Source organism: Brumimicrobium salinarum (assembly GCF_002844555.1).
Classification (GTDB): domain Bacteria; phylum Bacteroidota; class Bacteroidia; order Flavobacteriales_D; family Crocinitomicaceae; genus Brumimicrobium; species Brumimicrobium salinarum.
On sequence record NZ_PJNI01000023.1, the window covers coordinates 21,137 to 39,198 of the forward strand.

21 protein-coding genes are annotated in these 18,062 nt (G+C 34.8%); 6 read left to right on the plus strand and 15 right to left on the minus strand.

Annotation, left to right across the window (positions count from 1 at the left end; all coding sequences use genetic code 11):
• Positions 1–12 precede the first annotated feature (12 nt).
• From CW751_RS14315 to trmB, 4 genes are all read right to left on the minus strand, one after another.
• Positions 13–1,812 (minus strand): Na/Pi cotransporter family protein, encoded by a 1,800-nt coding sequence (locus CW751_RS14315; protein ID WP_205677844.1) that lies wholly within the window; start codon positions 1,810–1,812, stop codon positions 13–15.
• Between the two features lie 77 nt (positions 1,813–1,889).
• Positions 1,890–2,900, minus strand: a complete 1,011-nt coding sequence (locus tag CW751_RS14320) for an NAD-dependent epimerase/dehydratase family protein (RefSeq protein ID WP_101335713.1) — start codon at positions 2,898–2,900, stop codon at positions 1,890–1,892.
• 37 nt (positions 2,901–2,937) lie between these two features.
• A complete protein-coding gene (locus CW751_RS14325) occupies positions 2,938–3,294 on the minus strand; it encodes an MGMT family protein (protein WP_240612588.1) in 357 nt (118 codons plus the stop codon).
• Positions 3,294–3,971, minus strand: a complete 678-nt coding sequence (trmB, locus tag CW751_RS14330) for a tRNA (guanosine(46)-N7)-methyltransferase TrmB (RefSeq protein WP_101335715.1) — start codon at positions 3,969–3,971, stop codon at positions 3,294–3,296. The genes CW751_RS14325 and trmB overlap by 1 nt, the downstream gene beginning before the upstream one ends.
• Before the next feature lie 45 nt (positions 3,972–4,016).
• On the opposite strand from trmB, the gene CW751_RS14335 reads away from it, so the two are divergent.
• Entirely contained in the window at positions 4,017–5,012 is a 996-nt protein-coding gene (locus CW751_RS14335) for a glycosyltransferase (protein ID WP_133122237.1), read from the plus strand.
• On the opposite strand, the gene CW751_RS14340 is transcribed toward CW751_RS14335, so the two are convergent.
• The gene (locus CW751_RS14340) at positions 5,009–5,296 is read right to left on the minus strand and encodes a hypothetical protein (RefSeq protein ID WP_133122238.1); all 288 of its coding nucleotides are present in this window, start codon (positions 5,294–5,296) and stop codon (positions 5,009–5,011) included. The two genes, CW751_RS14335 and CW751_RS14340, sit on opposite strands and share 4 nt — an antisense overlap.
• 28 nt (positions 5,297–5,324) lie before the next feature.
• On the opposite strand from CW751_RS14340, the gene CW751_RS14345 reads away from it, so the two are divergent.
• Together CW751_RS14345 and CW751_RS14350 are read left to right on the plus strand one after the other, a co-directional pair.
• Positions 5,325–5,759, plus strand: coding sequence for a nitrite reductase (NAD(P)H) small subunit (locus CW751_RS14345; protein WP_101335718.1), 435 nt, complete (start codon positions 5,325–5,327; stop codon positions 5,757–5,759).
• A 45-nt stretch (positions 5,760–5,804) separates the two neighbouring features.
• Complete coding sequence (locus CW751_RS14350) at positions 5,805–6,206, plus strand: DUF7793 family protein (RefSeq protein WP_101335719.1); 402 nt, start codon at positions 5,805–5,807, stop codon at positions 6,204–6,206.
• 81 nt (positions 6,207–6,287) lie between these two features.
• Here CW751_RS14350 and CW751_RS14355 read toward each other — a convergent pair whose 3' ends face one another.
• Both CW751_RS14355 and CW751_RS14360 read right to left on the minus strand, forming a co-directional pair.
• Positions 6,288–7,106, minus strand: a complete 819-nt coding sequence (locus CW751_RS14355) for a caspase family protein (RefSeq protein WP_165779323.1) — start codon at positions 7,104–7,106, stop codon at positions 6,288–6,290.
• Between the two features lie 68 nt (positions 7,107–7,174).
• A complete protein-coding gene (locus CW751_RS14360; RefSeq protein ID WP_101335721.1) occupies positions 7,175–9,694 on the minus strand; it encodes a WD40 repeat domain-containing protein in 2,520 nt (839 codons plus the stop codon).
• A 209-nt stretch (positions 9,695–9,903) separates the two neighbouring features.
• On the opposite strand from CW751_RS14360, the gene CW751_RS14365 reads away from it, so the two are divergent.
• Entirely contained in the window at positions 9,904–11,691 is a 1,788-nt protein-coding gene (locus CW751_RS14365) for an SLC13 family permease (protein ID WP_101335722.1), read from the plus strand.
• Positions 11,692–11,697: 6 nt separating this feature from the next.
• On the opposite strand, the gene CW751_RS14370 is transcribed toward CW751_RS14365, so the two are convergent.
• From CW751_RS14370 to CW751_RS14400, 6 genes are all read right to left on the minus strand, one after another.
• A complete protein-coding gene (locus CW751_RS14370) occupies positions 11,698–12,048 on the minus strand; it encodes an SdpI family protein (RefSeq protein ID WP_101335723.1) in 351 nt (116 codons plus the stop codon).
• Positions 12,049–12,639 (minus strand): N-acetylmuramoyl-L-alanine amidase family protein, encoded by a 591-nt coding sequence (locus tag CW751_RS14375; protein ID WP_101335724.1) that lies wholly within the window; start codon positions 12,637–12,639, stop codon positions 12,049–12,051.
• A gap of 141 nt (positions 12,640–12,780) precedes the next feature.
• A complete protein-coding gene (locus CW751_RS14380) occupies positions 12,781–13,416 on the minus strand; it encodes an SDR family oxidoreductase (protein ID WP_101335725.1) in 636 nt (211 codons plus the stop codon).
• Positions 13,417–13,476: 60 nt separating this feature from the next.
• A complete protein-coding gene (locus CW751_RS14385) occupies positions 13,477–14,043 on the minus strand; it encodes a type 1 glutamine amidotransferase domain-containing protein (protein WP_101335726.1) in 567 nt (188 codons plus the stop codon).
• A gap of 208 nt (positions 14,044–14,251) precedes the next feature.
• A complete protein-coding gene (locus tag CW751_RS14390) occupies positions 14,252–14,446 on the minus strand; it encodes a hypothetical protein (protein WP_101335727.1) in 195 nt (64 codons plus the stop codon).
• Between the two features lie 456 nt (positions 14,447–14,902).
• A complete protein-coding gene (locus CW751_RS14400) occupies positions 14,903–15,151 on the minus strand; it encodes a type II toxin-antitoxin system ParD family antitoxin (RefSeq protein WP_101335728.1) in 249 nt (82 codons plus the stop codon).
• Between the two features lie 174 nt (positions 15,152–15,325).
• Here CW751_RS14400 and CW751_RS15755 point away from each other — a divergent pair, with 174 nt between their 5' ends.
• Positions 15,326–15,499 carry a hypothetical protein gene (locus CW751_RS15755; RefSeq protein ID WP_240612591.1) on the plus strand — a complete coding sequence of 58 codons (174 nt, stop codon included), beginning with the start codon at positions 15,326–15,328 and terminating at the stop codon, positions 15,497–15,499.
• Between the two features lie 67 nt (positions 15,500–15,566).
• Entirely contained in the window at positions 15,567–15,752 is a 186-nt protein-coding gene (locus CW751_RS15760) for a hypothetical protein (protein WP_240612590.1), read from the plus strand.
• A gap of 703 nt (positions 15,753–16,455) precedes the next feature.
• On the opposite strand, the gene CW751_RS14410 is transcribed toward CW751_RS15760, so the two are convergent.
• Together CW751_RS14410 and CW751_RS14415 are read right to left on the minus strand one after the other, a co-directional pair.
• A complete protein-coding gene (locus CW751_RS14410; RefSeq protein ID WP_133122239.1) occupies positions 16,456–17,175 on the minus strand; it encodes a hypothetical protein in 720 nt (239 codons plus the stop codon).
• A 248-nt stretch (positions 17,176–17,423) separates the two neighbouring features.
• A complete protein-coding gene (locus CW751_RS14415) occupies positions 17,424–17,948 on the minus strand; it encodes a hypothetical protein (protein WP_101335730.1) in 525 nt (174 codons plus the stop codon).
• Positions 17,949–18,062 lie beyond the last annotated feature (114 nt).

Below are 18,062 nucleotides of genomic sequence, written 5' to 3' on the forward strand. Positions count from 1 at the left end.
ATATTGTTTGCTCTACAGTTCTTCTGCAAGTTGTAATAAGTAGTCACTTTCGATATAGAGTAATTCAGCAGATTCAATCATTTTTAGAATCACATTATTCACGTTGGTACTGTCGTTGGCTAATGAAGAAGCCATGCTACTAGAAATTTTATGTTCGCGAATTAAATATTCAAACTTTCCACTCAATAACAGATCACGGGTATTTGCTTCACTTTTTAATTCTTTGATATTTGATTGAATGGTTTGGGCATTTGGATCCTTCTTAAGCATGTATATTTCACGGAGTGTTTCGGCAACGAATTTTCGCATGGCTTCATATTCCTCTTTGATATAACTGTTTTCTGAACGCAAGAATTCCTTTACGTTTTTATGCACACCACGCATATTTTTAATGATTACTACTTGGTTTCTACTCGCATCTTTTACCCTTGCAAAAGCAGAAAGTAGTGGAGGTGTGAGTGCAAATTCACTTTCAGATAAAGTGGCGTATTTTAAGATTTTCCCATAAATTATTTTAACCTTGGAATAATACATTTCCTCAACATCAATATCAAAAACAATCTCTTCATTCTCTTTTAACACCTCTTCTAAAGGTAGCTCACTACGAATAGCCTTTGGATCCAGATTTAATCCTTTGGCAACAATCGTAAATGTTGTTTTTTCATACAAATAAGTACTTTCATCTAATAATGCTTTAATGGTTGATTGGGGATATTTTAGTATACTTTTATTGAGGTATTTAGGTTTTTCAATCTCAAAATTGCTTTGACTTTTGCTAGGGATTACTTTTTTAAGTAAACGAATAATATTTTTAAGGAATGGTAGGGTGAGTAGACATCCGATGAGGTTAAATAAAGTGTGGAATAGGGACAGTTTTATTGCATAATTATTGGTATCAACATTAAAAATAGTTGCTAAAAAGTCTACAAAATCAGCCAATTGAAAAATAGCTAATAGACATACCAATCCTGTGACGACTTTAAAGATAACTTGTGCGCCAGCCAATCTTTTTCCATCAGTACTGGCACTAATTGCACCAATTACCATCGTGATTACATTTCCAATATTCGCACCTATTACAATAGCCAAAGCATTGAAATATTCTAGTTGTCCGGTTTGTAGCATGGTTAAAACAAGTACGATTACTGCACTTCCGGACTGAAAAACCACAGTGAGTAGAATTCCTATAACAGCAAAAGTAAATACTCCCAAGTAACCTTCTTGTGCATAACTGGTTAAGTCAAAATCGTCTTTGAAACGCTCAAAACCAGTTTGCATGTATTCAATTCCTAAAAAGAAAAAACCAAGTCCTGCCAAAGCAAACCCAAAACCTCTCAAAGCATTGTTTTTCTGTAAGGCGAATAAAATACCAAAGGCCAACATAGGAAAAACGAAAGCTGTTATATCGAGTTTAAATCCTAACGTGGAAACCAACCAGGCAGTAGAGGTTGTTCCTAAATTTGCTCCGAATCCCACGGCTATTCCAGATTTTAAAGAAATGAGTCCTGCACTTAAAAATGAAATAGCAACAACACTAATTAATGCACTAGACTGCAAAACAGCTGTGCTTATAAAGCCAAAACCAAATGATCGACGCACACTTTTGCTCATTTTTTTGAGCATACGTTCGAGTGGACCTTGCACAAAAGCATTAAATCCATCCTCCAGCATGATGATACCAAATAGTAGAATAGCTACTCCTGCAGCAACTTCACTCACCATGGGAAAAGCATATAATGCCCATGCCAAAACCAAAAGCATTACAGGTAAAATTAATTTACGAAAAGATATGTTGTTGAACAGTTTTGTCATAAAATCAACACAATAATAGATAAAATCTGAATGTGTTGCAATGTATTAATTTGCTGGAAAGTGAATTTTAACGCAATTTAGCGAATTCTTCCCCTAACTGCATTAGCAACAGTTTCTTCTAGCGTGAAGAAAGAGTGGTCAATCCTGTCTTTAATTTTTTGATTGCTGTACTTTGTGGTATTAAAGGCATTATGCGCCGCAGATTTTGTGATTAGAGGTTTTGAAAATGTTAAAACTCCCCACAAAACAGAAAGTCGCCACGTAATTCCCATTAAAATTGGATTAACCTTTTTATTGGGTGGTTTTTGCTTAAGTTCTTTGGCAATTAAATCAAACAAACGTTTGAAAGTTGCATTTTCTCCAATGCATAAGAATCGGTCATTAAAAATATTTTGCTCCATTAAGGAAACCATAATTTTTGCCACGTCTCTTGCATCGACAAAGGCGTTTGCTCCAGGCGAATAAAATTTTAGACCTTTATCTATGGTTTTAAATATCTTCATGGAACTTTCTTCCCAATTACCAGCTCCAAAAATCACACTTGGATTAACAATTACAGCATTTAACCCCTCGTTGATTCCTCTCCAAACTTCTTTTTCAGCACTGTATTTTGTTACAGAATATCCACTTGTTTCATCGGTAAGAATCCACTTTCCTTGTTCGTCAACTTCAACTTCAGGGGGAATATCTTTTGTGCCTACTGCAGCAGTTGAACTCACAAAACAGAATTTCTTCACTTTTAAATCGAGTGCAATATTCACCATGTTTGCTGTTCCATAACGATTTATTTCCATCATTTGTGGAAAATCTCTTTTACTAAAAGAAACAATTGCCGCACAATGATAGATTTCCTCGTGTCCTATCATTACTTCAGCTAAATCTGGAATGTCTAAGATATCGCATTTTACCCAATTAATCTTTTCGAAGAAACTAATCGCTTCTTCTTTGAAATAATATTCGAAACATTTCCTAACTGTTTCAATCTTAGATTTATTGCGGTAAATAGCAGTGATTTGTTCATGTTTTTGACATAATTCTATCAAAACATGACTGCCCAACAAACCTGTACCACCTGTAATCAATACCATAAATCAAAAGTACGGATGTTTTTTCATATAGTTGACATTAACTGCCAAGTTCTGTTTGGGGATCCCAATAATGTTTTTTGAAATCAACAATTTTGTCCTCAACAACAGTAATTCCTTCTTTTTCTAACCTTTGTTGCATGGCTTCAGGAGGTGTAAAATGCATTTTTCCAGTCAAAACACCATTTCTATTTACCACTCGATGGGCAGGAATGTTTTTTTCTCTGTGAGAGGCATTCATAGCCCAGCCTACCATTCTACTAGATTTTGCTGTTCCTAATGCTTTTGCTATGCTACCATACGTTGTGACACGTCCCTTGGGTATCAGTCGGGTAATTTCAAAAACACGTTGAAAAAAGTCTTTTGTTTGATCGCTTATTTTTTCAACTTTCATCATTAATGAATTTTAAACTTACAGTATTTTATTTGAGCACCTTTTTGCTTGAACAATTGTTCGTAATGCGTTTTTATGTTTAAGATTTCTTGTTCATCTGCTGTTAGTTTTTCTATATCTCCGTAAATATCCCAAGTTAAAAATAAAGATTCGTAACCATGTTTTTTTATTTGATTTTCAGTAGATTCAAACAGTAAATCGCTGTCTGTTTTTAGATGAACGATTCCATTAGGTTTTAAAATTTTCTTGTAGCGTTCAATAAACGAACGAGAGGTTAATCTTTTATTGGGTTTGTTGGGTTGTGGATCAGAAAAAGTCAACCAAATTTCATCGACTTCATTGTTGTCAAAATAGTATTCAATAAAATCAACTTTCGCCCTTAAAAAAATAATATTTGTTAAACCTTCGTCTTGGGCTTGTTTTGCACCTACATATATTCTGTTTCCTTTGATATCAACAGCAACAAAGTTCTTATTTGGATACTTTCTAGCCAAACCTACCGCATATTCTCCTTTTCCACAGCCTAATTCCAAAACGATTGGGTTGTCATTTGCAAAATATTCTGAATGCCACTTCCCTTTGTAATCAACCTTGTGGTTCAACGTATCATCAACCGACGGTTCGAATACATGATTCATTTTTGAAATCTGATCAAATTTAAAAAGCTTGTTTTTACCCATTATTTATTAACTTAGACCTACAAAAATATAAATCTTCTAGTTGACGTGTATCAAACGCCCATAAATTCCATAAATAATTTACGTATTTTATTGAGTCCTTTGAATTGGGGGTTAGGTCATGTATGCAGAACAATTCCAATTATAAAGCAGCTCATAGCGCAAGGAAACGAGGTGATTATTTGCTGTGATGAAAATCAAGAAGTAATTTATCGTCAATATTTTCCAGAAATTTGGTATGTCCCTCATCAAGGGTACCCATTTGATTTTAAAGGTAAAGGTAAATGGGCTTTAGATATTTTACGAAAAATGCCAGCATTACACGATTTTTTGACCTCTGAAAAAAATAAAGTTCAAGATTGGGTAGAAAAATTTAATCCAGACTTAATTATTTCGGATCAACGATATGGGTTTATTTCCAAAACCGTAAAAAGCGTTATCATCACCCATCAATTATCTTTACCAACTGCTCCTTGGAGTTTTCTTGCTCAAGTATGGAATAGAAAGTTCTTAAAAAAATTTGATGAAATATGGATTCCTGATGAATTAGATCAGGTTTATAGTGGTAATCTGTCTAATGGGAATTTTAAAAACAAACACTTTATAGGAATTCAATCTCGTTTCACCAATAATCATCAATCCAGAAATGGAAATGCAAAGTTTGCATATTTGGGAATTGTCAGTGGACCACCTCCATATCAACAACAATTATTTGATTTACTTTTTCTTAAATTTAAAGGAATCAGCGAGAAAACAGCAATTATAACACCAAGTTGTATGCTGACAAGCAATGAAAATACAGGTAAAATAACATTTATTTCTGCACCACAACCTGCCGAAATTTCAAATTTAATTCACGATAGTGAGGTGGTTGTGAGTCGGTGTGGCTACACTACATTAATGGATTTGACAAAAACGAGAAGTAAAGCCATTTTAATTCCAACACCAAAGCAAGCTGAGCAAGAATATTTGCATTCTTTACATGAAAATCATGAGAGGTGGCATTTTGCTACTGAAAAGGATTTCTTTCAAATGAAACTTTAGAAAATACAACCTCTTTTTTTACGTTTTTCTTTTTTATTTCTTCGTCGCGTTTTTCGAATGCGCTTTTTTGCTGCTTTTGATTGCATTTTCCAATATCGTTTTTCATTTTCTTTTTGTGCTTTTTTTTGTGCTTTTGCAGCGGCTTTTTTATCTTTAGCTCTCGCTGCCTCAGCTTCTTCAACGGTGGCGTATGTTGCTCCAGGATTTGATGAAGCACATGAGCCAATTAGCAAATAAGAAAATATAAACAATAAGATGACTATGTTATTTGTTCTTTTTATCATAAATTCGTAATTAACAAGTAATGACACAATGAACGTACGAAAAATTTTATTTATCACCATGATTTTAGCACTTTTTGGGTGTAATAAGAACAAGCAACATCCTGTTCCCTATTTTTCATTTGATGCAAATGTTAATATGACATTGCCCTCTTATTCAGATTTACAAGGTGTTGGCGGTTGGGCGTATGTGTCTGGTATAGGCTCTAAAGGTGTTGTTATTTATCGACAAAGTCAGCAAAACTTTGTTGCTTTTGATAGACATTCACCAGCGGAAGGAAGTTTAGATTGCGAAAAAGGTCTAACAACCGATGAAGATAATTTTTTAGTACTCAATGATCCATGTTCCGATGTCCAATTTTCACTATATGATGGTTCAGTTTTAAGTGGCGACTCAAAATGGGGCTTGAGAGCATACCTCGTTGATTATAATGGAGGTAATGTTTTGCGTATCTATAACCCTTAAGAATATCTATTTTTAACTACATAAAGTATTACCTAATCCCATGCTATGGAAAGAAATATTGAATTACTAAAAGTAAAAGAAATAGTACACGGAAGAATAGAGTTAAGGTCTGATGATGTTTTGATTTTTAGACCTAACGTGGCTACCTTTAAGGAATTTAACCTTCAAGTTCTTCAAGATTTGCTTGATGCATTTGTTGAGATAACAGACGGAGTTCCTCGACTTTATCTATGTGACAACACTTACACACCAGCAATCGTTAGCAAAGATGATTTAGACTTTATGAGTAAAAAATATCCTATTTTTGCTACAAAAGCCGCGATGATTACTGATTCACCTATTGCAAGAGTGCAGGTTGCTAATTATAATTCGGTTTATGATCCCACGGTTAAACTTGGAGCATTCGTATCTGAGGAAAGCGCTATAGAGTGGCTTTTGAAAGCATAAAACTTTCTTGTTTCAATTTAAAAAAACAAAGAAATAACATAATTCTATTGAAGTGCTTATAGCTTGTCTAGTTTATAGAATTCATTTTAACAAAACAATAGGGAAATCTTGACCGAAACTATAACTTGTTGGATACTGTGCGCCTCCGTGATATTTTTCTGAGAGCTCTGGAACGCGTTCTTCCACGTAAGTTTTAATTTCATTTACCGTTACTTTTTTGTCCTGTCCTATTTGTAGGATAGAACTTCTTCCGTCCAGAACCTCTAAAATAGCATAGGTGAAAAGACCATGTTTTAAATCACTGGATTCATTTGCATACTGAATGTCCTGCGAAGCTGTTAAAAAGAATGTTCCAGTATTTCTAGCCAACTGAGCAATCGCTTTTTCTCTATTGTCAGCACCTCTCGTGGCTAAAACATTCAAGGCTCCTCCCGAATGACAAGCATCAAGGATAAATAATTGCTTTTGAGCAGATATTTTTTTAGAGAATTCAAGTAGTTCAGTAGCAGAAATACCTTCTGATTTTAACAGTCCTTCGTCATAAAAGCTTGTCATGTTGTGGGTCATGATATAAAAGTCGGCTTTTGCTGTTTCTACAGGTGTGCTCATTACTCCGTGCCCGGCATAATAAAAAACAAACACATCTTTTGGCTTTATGTTACTAATTAGCTCTTCAAATACAGAGTGAATTTCATCCTTCGTTGCTTTGTTGTCTTTTAGAGAGTAGGTCTTTATTTGATCAAATAGTGTCAGCCCTCCTTTGGAGACCACTTTTAAGAATTCTTGAGCGTCTTTTGAGGCATAACTTAAATTATATTTGCTGTTCTTATAGGTGTTAATGCCTACTGAAAGAATATGAAGATTCGCTCTATTTGCCTTACCGTCAAACCTTACGTTCAAAGTGATAGGATCTGATTCAACTTTGCGCTCACTCTTTGCAATTGCTTTTAAAGTATTTATTCCATCGATTAACTTAACCTTAAAAGATTGCGTACTTTTTTTGCACCTCTAAAATTAATGTTTTGACTTGTAATTCTATGTGCTACTAGTTTGCCATTATTGTAAAGGTTAAGCTCCGAAATGTCTTCACCTCCTCCAAGAATAGTAACATCAATTGAGAAGTTTTGGGTATTGCTCACTACCATTCCTTGCGCGTCTTTTGTAGTTGATCTGTTTGTACTGTTAGAGTACTGAAATGCAAGCTCAGGACGGTTTTTTATTAAGGTATTTAAACTTTCGCCTGTATCGTTCAAGATGCCACCGTTCATTACTTGTATTGCAAGACCTGGTGTGTAATACTTATCGAATAAAGCTTCAAGCGCAATAACTTCCATTCCTGAAACGTAGTTAACAAGGTGGAGCGCATTTTTAGAACCATCAAAATGACCGCTCGGTGTTGTAATTATCCAATCGTTTTGGTTAATAGGGATATACGTATACAACTGTTTTTTTTGTTTATAATCCCATACAATAACCTCCCCATTCATTCCTCGTGAAACCATTAGATTTCCGTCGTTAGTGAATTGAATATCTGTGACGGCACTAACATGGCCAGATAACTGTTTTTCCAGTTTACCTGTCTCCAAGTTCCAAAACTTTATATTTCGATCACCATGTCCAGCAATAATACTTTTTTGATCAGGGGAAAAATTAACTGAATAAACAGGAGCTCCTTTATCATTGAATTTCGCAACTTGCATACCTGTAAGTGTATGCCAAAGCTTGATTTTCCCGTCCCAACTTGAACTTACTAAATATTGACCATCTTTAGAAAATTCAATTCCTGAAATAGTTTCTGTATGTCCGATTAAGGTTCTGAAATTTTCTTGCGTATCTGCTTCCCAAAAATCAATGTTTTTATATAAATCTCCTGATAGAAGGTATAGGTCGTTGGGAGAATACCGCACAAGATAAGGAGCGCCATTGTTTATTTCAATGTAAGAAGTCCACGTACCCTCTTTTATATCCCAAGTGCGCAGTGTTCCGTCCCAACTTGCCGAAGAAATAACATTTGAATTGTTTGAAAATTGAAGGTCAAATATTAATGCCTGGTGACCAACCAAAATATGTTTTAAGGTATATGTTGTGGCATCGTAAATCCTGATTTTTCTATCACCACCCGCCACAGCAAGAAGTTTCCCGTCCTTGCTGAACGTTTGGCAAAAAATAGCTTTACTTGCATCCGTTAATGTTTTTGTCTTTTTTCCTGTGCTAAGGTTAAGGACAATTGCCGAGGAATCTACTTTTCCTATAATGAGTTCGTGCTTGTTTGGATGAAGTGCTAAACGTGTACGGTAGGAAATATACTGTAAAATAGCACCGTCAATCCAAGAAGAGTAGCTGAATCTTAACCCATCTGACTTGGTTTGATTCAGGTAGCCTTTATACGTTTTAACAACTGTTTTTAAGGGAATAGACCAAACCTCTGCACTGAAGTTTTTACCAGGTAAAACGATTTGGTTGTTTCTAACTTGAATATTAAAATTATTTATGCCTTTGACGGGAAGATTAAATAATTCGTTTCCTGAGGAGGTTGAGTAAAACCTTATCTCCTTGTCATAACTGACCATTATTTGTTTGTTGTTTTCGGTAAAATCAATGGTGTTTGGGGATTTAGTAGGGGTTTTAAAAGCGGCTATTTCTCTTCCTGTTTTAATGTTCCATAATTTTCCAACTCCTTTATTTGAGGTCGTGAATACAGCTTTGGAATCATCGGAAATAAGAACGTGGGTTTTGCAACCATCGCATTCGCTAGTTTTAACAATTGAAACTGAATGTAAAGAATCTCCAGTTTCAGCATCAAAAACAGTAGCGAAAAGACGTGAAGATCCAATGACAATGTGTTTTTCGTTGTTGCTGAAATTTAAGGTGTAAGCTTTAGCGGAAGGAAGCGTAAATAAAGTGTCTTTGGTTTTAAGACGAATACAAGCAACTTTGGTGTCATCAATTTTGGATAAGACTAAGTTACCGTTGAAACTTACTGTCTTTGGGTCGTTGAAAGTAGCATAGTCCTTCTTGAAATACCCCACAAATTCACCCGTTGCTGTTTCCCATACAGAGAAGTGCTGTCTCTTGTCGAAAATAATTACTTTACTACCATCGCCGTTAAAAAGCGCGTTTGCTATGTCGTATTTGGTATGTAAAAAGGTGTGAATAACCTCTCCTGTTTCAATGTCGCTTAACTTCACTGTATTGTCGTTAGATGCCGATAAAATGTATTGATCATCTTTACTAAAATGAAGTGCGGTAATGCTTTTTACATGATGGTGTAGAATTCTAATTTCTTTGCCTGTCTTTTTATCCCAAATAATTATCGACCGATCAATGCTTCCTGTTGCTATGTATTTGCCATTGTGAGAAATGTCGGATGCAGAAACGGTTTTGGAATGCCCCATTTGAATAATCGCCTCAATAGAAGAATTAGTCTGTGTTTGACTAAATGTTAAGTTGCTTATTATAAAAAGCAGAGATGTTAGTATGTACTTCATTTTGAGTATGAATATTTTGGTAAATATAATGAAAAGGTGAAAAAAGTGATCAAGGTAGACGTTGAATACACTATTTATATTTAAAATGAGCTCTTCTTTTGTTTCGAAAAGAGGTTCCCCCAAACTAAAGGATGAAATCTTCTTTCGATTCTGTTAAATTTATAGAGAATTGTTAGTTTTCGATTAGCTTTTTTTATCTTCATTGCATTATGACTTTGTCCATAGGAATTGTGCTTGGAATTATACTTGTCTCGTTCATATTATTTGTGACCGAGAAATTTACTGTGGACAAAACTTCTTTTTTTATTCTGGTCAGTTTGTTGATTTTTGGAATCGTAACTCCAGAAGAAGCCGTTTCAGGATTCTCCGACAATGCAGTGCTGACCATTCTGTGTTTGATGATTATCGCTGTTGGATTGGAAAAGAATGGTGTTATCGCATTGATGGCACAGAAAATATTTCCCATTACCAAATATCCGCTATGGGTTTTCTTGCCCATTTTAATGATAACTGTTGGTGTTTTGTCTTCTTTTATAGCAACAACGGCAGTCGTCATCATCTTCATAAAATTGGTGAATGAACTAGGGAAGAAAGGAGGGATTGATCGTTCCAAAGTGCTTATGCCGATTTCCTTTGCTGGAATTTTAGGAGGAAGCGCAACCTTAATGGGAACGAGCACCAATTTGATTGTATCTGATATTTCCAGAGAAAGTGGTGTTGGAAGTTTTGACTTCTTTGAATTTTCTCTTGCTGGCGTCATTTTTTTAGCGGTGACCGTTCCAATCATTTATTTACTGGCGCGGTTTTTCTTGCCAAAAGATAAGGTGGATGCTGATGCGCATTTAGCCAATAAATACGAATACATTACTGCCGTTAAAGTGCGCAAAGATTCAAGATTGGTTGGAAAAAAGCCCTATGAAACGGAATTGTGGGATGAAAATGACATCAGACTGCTTAAACTGCAAAGAGGAAAAAGAAGATTGGGAACTGATTTAAAATCGGTGCAAATTCAAGAAAATGATATTTTGTGGTTGGACATTACCATTGATGACATAAAAGAACATATTGAAAAATTGGGACTCAGTTTATTGGGCGTTGATCAGAGATTAATCGAAGATCAATTGTCTTATGAATACCATGAAGTTATCATTTTGCCTAACTCTATTTATGCTAATATGACTATAGAACAATTCAATGCGAGTTTGTCTGAAAATGTACGTGTTAAAGGTGTGAGTAGCGATAAAGACCGTTCAAAACACAGTTTGTATTTCAATAAATTTGTCTCTAAGAAGCATTTAATTCCTGGGAATCGTGTTTTATTGACAGGAGACTTGAATGAAATTCAGAAGATTTCCCAAGAGAAAAACTTATTGTTTGCGAATACCGTTTTCTCTACGCCAGCCATTCCTAATTACAAAAAAGTCATTTGTTTGATTTCAGTCTTGTTGATTGTTGTTTTGTCAGCCACCAACACATTTTCCATACTTAAAAGCTGTTTGATAGGCGTAGGTTTATGCTTGTTTACTGGTTGCCTTCAATTGAAAGACGCTTACGAAGGAATAAATTGGCAAGTCATTTTCTTATTGGCAGGAATGATTCCATTGGGCGTAGCCATGAAAAATACAGGAACTGATGTTTATATCGCTGATCATTTATTTGCGCTTTTAGAAACAGTTCCTATCGCTGTAACGGTGTCCATTGTTTTTGCTTTTACGATGTTAATGAGCGGATTTGTGTCCAACAATGCCACAGCTATAATCTTAGCGCCCATCGTAATCGTAGTGGCAACAAATCTGAATATTAATCCAAAACCTATGTTGTATGCCGTGATGTTTGGAAGCAGTTTCAGTTTTTATACACCGATGGGCTATCAAACCAACGCCATTATTTATGGTTTAGGCGTTTATCGTTTCAAACACTTTTTAATTGTGGGTGGAGTGCTGTCACTTGTTTTGTTGGGTTTGGCTTCAGCTGTTTTGCCATGGTTGTATTTGTAGGGGTACTTAATGATCTCCAAACCGTTCTTTTATAGCTTTTTCCACTCTGACAATCAAAAGAATTACCGCAGTAGTCATTAAGCCCAGTCCCATGAATGTTGCGATATTCTCACTGGGATGAATAAACAAGCCTATAAGACCAGATAAAGCCAATAGAAAACCGAGTTTTATGAATTCTTTAGCGGAGTACTTTTGTGCAAAACTCCATCGCTCTTTGTTTTTCATGGAATTGCTTGTTCTATATCCGTATAAACCATTGATTTTTTTTGGTGGAAATTTCAACATAATTATTCCGACCATAACGAATATTAAACCCGTTAGAATAGGAATAGTGAATAAGGCATTATCGAATGGCATTTATTTTCTTTCTAAAAGCTTTAAAATTGATTCAGCCAATTCTATTTGTCCTTTTGAGCTTGTCAATTTCTCTCTGTCATCTTTGTTAGAAAGAAAACCTAATTCTAATAATGCAATTGGAAATTCTACATTTCTTAGTAGTTGAAAATTGGCATTTTTGATAACGGGATTTTGATTTTCAAATACGTTTGAGATATTCAATGCTAATTGCTTTGATTTTTCTATCTCTTTATTGTTTTCACTAATGTAAATCTCCGTTCCTTTCTTATTGCTGTTTGGATGCAGATTGGCGTGAAGAGAAATTACAAAATCAGGTTGAAATGAATTAATCATTTTTGCACGTTCTTCTAAGGAAAGAAAATCATCTGAATTTCTGGTCAACACAATTTTAATGTCAGAATTTTTATTGAGTTCAATTACACGTTGAGCAATATCAAAAACGACTTCCTTTTCAGTAAAATCTTCAAAAGTAGCTCCGTTATCATCTCCTCCATGACTTACATCAATCACAATTGTTTTCTGAGGATGATTAGTAAATGCAAAGGTGAAAGTCAATAAAGCAATTCCGATAAATTTGAGTAGATTTTTCATAGTTTTTGGTTTTTAAATCTTGCGTAAAGTTATGATTTAATCTTAAATATACTAATTATCAGTTGTTTTGAATAAATATGTTGCAATAAAAAAAGGCGATGCGCAATACATCACCTTTATAATAATTGTTGTCGATAAATTTTATCTCTTCACGACTTTTTCAATTTCATCTTCTCCACTGATAATTTCAAATGTTTCATTGTTTCTAACATCATCAGAAAGCGCGGAAACTAAAGTTTGAGCTACATCTGCGCGAGGAATTTGGCCGGGTGATTCCATTTTCTCCTGTAACTTAATTTTTCCTGTTCCATTTTCGTCTGTTAATCCGCCTGGACGAACAATGGTGTGTTTGATGCCACTTTCTCTTAAGTAATCGTCAGCGTTTTGTTTGGCTTTAAGATACTCTTCCAATTCTGGCATCACAGAAGGCGTGTCGGCTCCCATAGAGCTTAACATTACAAATTTATTCGCTCCTGCATTTTTTACAACATCGATGAAATGTTTCGCTCCTTCCTGATCCACTTCTTTGACTTTCTTTCCTCCCGAACCAGCGGCGAAAATTGCTTTGTCGGTGTTTTTAATTGTATCCGATAAATCACTTTCTAGGTCTCCTAAAATTGTGGAGACATTATATTGCTCAAAACTCTTTTGTTGGTCTGGACTTCTCACCAAAGCAACGGGCTCATACTCTTCAGAATTCTTTAAAAGCTCTATCACGATTCTTCCTGTTGTTCCGTTTGCACCGGCTACTAAAACGCTTTGTTTTTTGTTTGACATTGTTTGTTGTGTTTTAAATTCGTTTGTAAATAATTTATTTTGTGATTTGGTTATAAAATCCTATACAGATTCCGCCATTTCTTTGTGCTTTCCTTCGGCAGTTTCTTCTACTAACTTTTTGCAAAATGCGGGTAAATCGTTTGGATTTCTTGAAGTAGTTAAACCTTTATCGACTACAACTTCTTCATCTACCCAATTGGCTCCTGCATTGATTAAGTCTGTTTTGATACTCGAATAAGAAGTGACTTTTCTTCCCTCTAAAATTCCAGCCTCAGCAAGTAACCATGGACCATGACAAATTGCCGCGATTGGTTTTTTGTGATCAGCAAATTCTCTTACAAAGTTGACTGCTTTTTCGTTGTTTCTCAACAAGTCTGGATTGATCACTCCGCCGGGTAAAATCAAAGAATCATAGTCCGAAACTGAAACTTCGTCTAATGTCTTATCAACATCATATTCCTGACCCCAGTTTCCATCTGTCCACGATTTTATTTTTCCTTTTTCTAAACTTACCACATGAGTTGTGGCACCCGCTTTTTCAACTGCTTCTTTTGGTTCTGAGAATTCAGATTGTTCAAATCCGTCAGTTACTAAAATTGCTACTTTTTTGTTACTTAAATCTTTCATTATATTGTTCTTTTTATAGTTTGATAAATTGCTTTTTCTTAAAGTAATTCATTACTATCTCCAATAGCCTAAAATTTATTTAAGAGATGTGAAATAATGTTAGAATGAGGCATTTTGAAACCCAATACAAGATTAAAATTAGACACATAGCTTAAACACGTTGATCTTATTAATTGATCTTTAGTGAAATAAGGAGACTGAAGGTGTTTTATCTCTTATTTGGAATTTCAGGACAATAACTAAATCCCCCAAAAACTCCACAATGCGTTAAAGAAATTACCAATCCTAAATCTTTTCCGTCATAAAACAGTCTTGGAACTCCATTTTGAATCTTTTCAATCTTTAATTTTTTAAGTTCTAATTTGTACTTTTGACTAAAATCTAAAAGAAGTTGATTTCTCAAGTTTTGACTTTTGTGATTTAACGTCGTTTTCTAATTTCCCTTTGTTATTTAGTTGGTAAATTTTGCTTTCATGCTCGAAGTCATCAATTCCAGCGACAGTGAAAATATACCTTTCGTTGATGCTGGTTTCGGTAGTTAACTTTAAATCTCCAATTTCAACTTTTCCATTTTGTCTGTTATTTTGACATTCTTTTGGTGTAAAATCCGAATGATTTCAACGCTCTCTAATTTTCGGTTGATTTTGTAGAATATGAGATGCGATTTTATTAGTGAACAGAAATAACTTTTTTTGCGTGACTATAATTTTTTCCCGATTCTGGATTTTTTGCTAAATATTCAATTTCGTCCATTATTAAGTTAAAATATCTGTCCGCTTGTTTGAGCGACCAGTTTTCAAACGTGTAAAGCCAATGTTTTTAATATCTTGATTAGCTTCTTGACTGATCTTGTAATCCATTATTCAGTCAAATGATTTTGATGAAGGTCATTCAAAAGTCTATTTCTATCGAAATTCTCTAAAAAACCAGACTTTTCACCTTTTTTTAGTTCTTTTACGAGTTCGGTCTTTTTAATTTCTTCGTGCTCGAACATTCTCAAAGCTGCTCTAACAACTTCACTCACTGAAGAGTATTTTCCAGTCTTGATTTGTTGATTGATAAAACTATCAAAATAATCACCCAACAAAATTGATGTATTTTTTGCCATAATCTTTAATTTACCATAAATATACCAAGACTTGGTATATTTATGGTAAATTACATAAACGAAGAACGGCGAAGCCCTCACGAATACCTATAAAAAATAGACAAGAAATGAGTAAAGGGAGTTCCACAAGGTTCTCCAATAAGTCCGTTATTGTCTAATATTCTACTCAACGAGTTGGATAAAGAACTGACAAGACGCAAACTCCGATTTGTACGCTACGCAGATGATTTTAGCATTTATACTCAGTATAAAAGCCATGCAACTGCAACGCTAAAAGCCATTGAAAAGTTTTTGAAAACAAAGCTTAAACTCACCATAAATCGTGAACTTAGCGAAGCGATCTCATGAACACCTTTGAAAAAACAATAAGAGTGAATAAAAAAGTGGAGTTAGAAAACCAGTTCAATTTGAACTATTGGGATTCGGATTTGAATCAACTTACAGGAAAGGAGATAAAGGTAAATACCAATTGGTTGTAGGGAAGAAAGCATGGAAAAGATTGAAACAGCGACTAAAAGTCTTCACCCGAAAAACCACTCCGATGACCTTTGATGAGCGTATCCAAAAGATTAACGACCGCCGAAGGCAGCAGCGAAGCTAACTTCAACGTGGATGGTTAAACTATTTTCGTGGAACAAGTATCAAAGGAAAACTCAGAGATGTTGACGGATGGCTACGAATTAAGCGAAGCGAATCACGAATACAAATAAAACAAAATTAAAGAATGAGTAAATCGACTTCGCTATTGCATTTGGCACCATTGGAAGAATTGGAGCGTAGCGGAAAACACGAACACAAATAAAAAATAATAATGATGTGAGCTAACCCTGAACGGAAGAGAAAGAATCTTATTCGATTAGGAATTGACCAAGACCATGCATACGCTTACAGTCGCACCCGAATTAAACGAAGTGAATCATGAATACAAATAAAAATAAACAAGAATGAATAATGGGAGGGTGGGCAGTTGCTCACCTGCGGAGCAAGCTTTCATACAATAAAAAACATACAAGAAATGAAAAACGTCCAATTCTAAGGACAACACCACGAAGTAGCACCGAAGGTAATCACTATTTCAAGGCTAAAGAAGCGTGGTTATGTAGCAATGTTGGAAGTTAGCTCCGCTGCTGCCTTCGGCGGTCATTTATCGCTTAACCCTTCAAGGTACGAACCGCCGTATACGAGACCCGTATCCCGAAGTTTCGGGAGTGGTGTGAGATCGGAACGATGCTGCACCGATGCGTCTGCAGGCGCACTCCGTCAGCTTAGCTGGCGGAGCCGTCTACTCGATTACAGCCATTTAATTAATTTATCAGAGCTGTTGTTTTCCAAGGCTTCCAATAAACCGTATCATTCTTGTATAATGGTGATTCCCCATAAATAGTGTCATGTTTTTTTGATACAACTAAATTTCGTCCTATAAATTTATTTCTTGTTTCACTCTCCGAGTCAGTTCTCCAGATAAAAATCGTTTCCCTGCATTCTATGCTATCATTAATCAATAAAGAAATCTTAACACTATCATTCGAATAAATCCGAGTATTTGCAGATAATGATGCCTCTAAATGATTGATGTCATCAACTGAAAATTCTGTGAGCGAATTACTGTCAATGATTGAACGGATCAGTTCTTTATGTAACTCCTCAATAAATACAATTGCATCTGTATAGTCGCTAACGTGCTTAATCTTGTCGAAATACTGAATAATTATAGACGATACTGATGATTTTTCAAGTTTTTTATTACTCGATATAACTTGTTTTAAATTAAATGTATCTAAATCTTTCTCGAGAATTGGTTCTAATTTATAGTAGTTACCATATGCTATTGCAGTTGTTTTTACATACGTGTCTAAGATATCTTTAAGAGCATTATCATTTTCACTATTCTCAAACAACTTAGACTTATACAACTTTCTGATTTTTCTTAAATTGATCAATGTCCGAATCCCATCATGTGTTTCTCCATCATATTTAGTAAACGTTGAATTAAGAATTTTATCTGTTAAACTGTCATTATACAACGAAATTGATTCGATTTTTTTTTCACGTATTAACTCCTCCTTATTGGAAGTTTGGCATCCTATGACTAGAAATATTAAGAATGTTATATAAATTAATCTCATTTGGTGTTAATTGGCTGTAACGGTTTTGTGTAAGCGTCAGTAACGGGAAAGTGCGCGAGTACTTTCCGCTGACGCACCTAATTTAGCAAAACGAGTTGAATTTCCGATTAGGAAATTCAGCCGTTATTGCGCTTACACGTTGTTGGCTACAGTTTTTTTTCATTTAATAATCTATTCAGTTTTCCGTAATCTCCAGATTGTCCAAATTCCATTGTGTTAACATCAGTTCCAAGAATTTGACTGTCCAAACAATCAAAACATACCTTTGCAATTCCGATTATTGAGTCAGATTTTTTAAAAATCAGAATGTCTCGATAGACATGAACACAGGCAAGTGCATAAACTTCATCGTGAGATTTTTCTCGAAATATTTCATTCAGTTCAGCGTGTTCATTTTCAGATACTTTGTTTTTTGTAAATCCAATTTTCGTTAGTTTAGGAATGAATGCAGTATCTGAAATTTTTTCAGGTTTGTCATTAACAATAATGTCAATTTTCAGTCGCTGGTTTTGAGTCAAATTTTTCTTTTCCTCAAGGTCAAACAATTCGTTTTCGTCTATTTTTATGGAATAATGGTCAACTTGGTCGAAGTCAAAATAATAATCTCCTTTTTTTTGACTACAGCTAAAAGTCAAAAGAATAATTCCGATTATAAAAAGTGATTTGTTCATTTCTCAAATTGCTTACGGTTTGACTAAACTGCGTTTTAATGCAGTTTAGGTTTTGTGTGTGCCCAGCATGGGCATCTTTACCTTACGAAAGTAAGGAATTAATCTAAAGGGTGC

Excerpts from the sequence above, each read along its gene's own strand:
- CW751_RS14380 (WP_101335725.1), bottom strand. The coding sequence starts at position 13,416 with ATGTCAAACAAAAAACAAAGCGTTTTAGTAGCCGGTGCAAACGGAACA.
- CW751_RS14320 (WP_101335713.1), bottom strand. The coding sequence starts at position 2,900 with ATGGTATTGATTACAGGTGGTACAGGTTTGTTGGGCAGTCATGTTTTG.
- CW751_RS14415 (WP_101335730.1), bottom strand. The coding sequence starts at position 17,948 with ATGAACAAATCACTTTTTATAATCGGAATTATTCTTTTGACTTTTAGC.
- CW751_RS14375 (WP_101335724.1), bottom strand. The coding sequence starts at position 12,639 with ATGAAAAATCTACTCAAATTTATCGGAATTGCTTTATTGACTTTCACC.
- CW751_RS14340 (WP_133122238.1), bottom strand. The coding sequence starts at position 5,296 with ATGATAAAAAGAACAAATAACATAGTCATCTTATTGTTTATATTTTCT.
- CW751_RS14360 (WP_101335721.1), bottom strand. The coding sequence starts at position 9,694 with ATGAAGTACATACTAACATCTCTGCTTTTTATAATAAGCAACTTAACA.
- CW751_RS14385 (WP_101335726.1), bottom strand. The coding sequence starts at position 14,043 with ATGAAAGATTTAAGTAACAAAAAAGTAGCAATTTTAGTAACTGACGGA.
- CW751_RS14400 (WP_101335728.1), bottom strand. The coding sequence starts at position 15,151 with ATGGCAAAAAATACATCAATTTTGTTGGGTGATTATTTTGATAGTTTT.
- CW751_RS14365 (WP_101335722.1), top strand. The coding sequence starts at position 9,904 with ATGACTTTGTCCATAGGAATTGTGCTTGGAATTATACTTGTCTCGTTC.
- CW751_RS14350 (WP_101335719.1), top strand. The coding sequence starts at position 5,805 with ATGGAAAGAAATATTGAATTACTAAAAGTAAAAGAAATAGTACACGGA.
- CW751_RS14345 (WP_101335718.1), top strand. The coding sequence starts at position 5,325 with ATGAACGTACGAAAAATTTTATTTATCACCATGATTTTAGCACTTTTT.
- trmB (WP_101335715.1), bottom strand. The coding sequence starts at position 3,971 with ATGGGTAAAAACAAGCTTTTTAAATTTGATCAGATTTCAAAAATGAAT.
- CW751_RS14370 (WP_101335723.1), bottom strand. The coding sequence starts at position 12,048 with ATGCCATTCGATAATGCCTTATTCACTATTCCTATTCTAACGGGTTTA.
- CW751_RS14325 (WP_240612588.1), bottom strand. The coding sequence starts at position 3,294 with ATGATGAAAGTTGAAAAAATAAGCGATCAAACAAAAGACTTTTTTCAA.
- CW751_RS14315 (WP_205677844.1), bottom strand. The coding sequence starts at position 1,812 with ATGACAAAACTGTTCAACAACATATCTTTTCGTAAATTAATTTTACCT.